Source organism: Stenotrophomonas sp. HMWF003, assembly GCF_003061285.1.
In the GTDB taxonomy this organism is placed as follows: domain Bacteria; phylum Pseudomonadota; class Gammaproteobacteria; order Xanthomonadales; family Xanthomonadaceae; genus Stenotrophomonas; species Stenotrophomonas maltophilia_AP.
Window position 1 is genome coordinate 1 of the sequence record NZ_QAIW01000253.1, and the last position, 2152, is coordinate 2152.

The following is a 2152-nucleotide window of genomic DNA, read 5'->3' on the forward strand; positions in this document are numbered from 1 at the left end:
GCCCCCGCCGCGCCTGCGGCCGTCGGCGCCTCGCCGTTCAACAACCCGTTGGCCGGCAACAGCAGTGGCGGCGGCCTGCGCCTGCCGGGCACCGCCACCACCCAGGCGCTGCCGCTGCCCTCCGAACGCGCGTTCGGCTTCGACGCCATCGTCGGTGACGGCAATACCGTGCTGCTGCGTTTCAGCCCGGCGCCGGGCTACTACCTCTACCGCGACCGCACCTCGCTGAAGCTGGAAGGTGCCGCCGGGATCCGCGCCGACAAGCCGGCATGGCCGGCGGCCAAGTCGCACCACGATGAACATTTCGGCGACGTGGCGGTGTATTTCGACCAGGTGGACGTCAAGCTGCCGCTGCGCCGCAGCCGTGCCGACGCCGACCAGGCTACCCTGGTGATCACCTTCCAGGGCTGCCAGACCGATGGCATCTGCTACCCGCCGATGACGCGCCGGGTGACGCTGGCGCTGCCGGCCGGCAAGGTCAACGCGCGTGCCGATGAAGTGGCGCACCAGAACGAAGTGATTGCCCCGCTGCCGGGCAAAGACGAGCGCGCGCAGGCACGTGAGCGCGACGCCGCCGGCATCGCCACCCAGCCGATGCTGATCCACTCGAACGACACGGCCGCCACCGCGGCCGATCCGTCGATCGTGCCCGATGCCAGTGCCGACAACGCGCAGCGCACCCGCCCGCCGGGTGACGATGCCGCGCCCACCACGCTGATCGGCGCGCTGCTGCTGGCCCTGCTCGGTGGCCTGATCCTCAACCTGATGCCGTGCGTGCTGCCGATCCTGTCGCTGAAGGTGCTGGGCGTGGCGCAGAGCGGCGAAAGCCGCCAGCGCGCGCGCAGCCATGCGCTCTGGTACACCGCTGGCGTGCTGGTGGCCTTCGCCGCGATCGGCGCACTGGTGCTGGCCCTGCGTGCGGCCGGCCAGGCCGCGGGCTGGGGCTTCCAGCTGCAGCACCCGTGGTTCATCGCCGCGCTGGTGTACCTGATGTTCACCGTGGGCCTGAGCCTGTCGGGCGTGTTCACGCTGGGCGGCAGCCTGGGCGGGGTGGGCCAGTCGCTGGCCGCGCGCAGCGGACCGGTGGGGGACTTCTTCACCGGTGTGCTGGCCTGCGTGGTGGCCAGCCCGTGCGTGGCGCCCTTCATGGGCCTGCCGCTGGCGTATGCGTTCACCGCCAGCACCGTGCCGGCGATCCTGGTGTTCATGGCCCTGGGCCTGGGCCTGGCGCTGCCGTTCCTGCTGATCGGCTTCATTCCGTCGCTGGCCAAGCGCCTGCCGCGCCCGGGCGCCTGGATGGAAACGCTCAAGCACGTGCTGGCCTTCCCGATGTACGGCACCGCGATCTGGCTGCTGTGGGTGCTGGGCAAGCAGCGTGGCGTGGATGCCATGACGCTGGTGCTGGGTGGCCTGGTGGTGCTGGCACTGGCGCTGTGGTGGTACGAGCGCAGCCGCTGGCGCAGCCACCGCGTGGGCGGGCTGTTGGCCCTGTTGCTGCTGCTTGCCGCGCTGGTACCGGTGTGGGGCGTGACCCAGCTGGTGCCGCCGGCCAAGGCGGCGGCCGCCGCCGCCGACAACGTGGTGGCCTACTCGCCGCAGATGCTCGACCGCCTGCGCCAGGACAACCGCGTGGTGTTCGTCAACATGACCGCCGACTGGTGCGTGACGTGCAAGGCCAACGAACGCACGGTGCTGGGCACCAACGCCTTCCACGACACCCTGCGCCGTACCAACGCGGTGTACATGCGCGGCGACTACACCAATGTCGACCCGGAAATCACCGCGTTCCTGGATGAGCACAAGGCCGTGGGCGTGCCGCTGTACGTGGTGTATGGCCCGGGCGCACCGCCGACCGTGCTGCCCACGGTGCTCACCCAGGCCATCGTCGAAGAAGCCCTGCTGCGGACCGCGCGATGAGCACCCGGCCACCCCGCCAACTGGGGGTGGTGGCCGTTCTGGCGGCGGTACTGGGGCTGGCCGCCGGGGCGTGGTTTTTCAATCGCCCCGCTGCAGCGCCGCAATCGCCACCGTCACCGCGCACGAGCACGCCCAGCGCCGGCATCGGCGATGCGATGCCCGCCCTCACCCTGCCCGATGTGTCGGGCACGCCCGTGGACCTGGCCCGCTTCCGCGGTCGGCCGCTGCTGATCAA

At 71.2% G+C, this 2152-nt stretch carries 1 protein-coding gene and 1 pseudogene; both read left to right on the forward strand.

Features of this window, described 5'->3' with window-relative positions; genetic code table 11:
* On the forward strand, positions 1 to 1917 hold a 1917-nt coding region (locus tag DBR34_RS10530; protein ID WP_146186813.1), incomplete at its 5' end, for a protein-disulfide reductase DsbD.
* A pseudogene (locus DBR34_RS21305) lies at positions 1914 to 2152 on the forward strand (hypothetical protein); the annotation flags it as partial. The gene DBR34_RS10530 and the pseudogene DBR34_RS21305, both read left to right, overlap by 4 nt.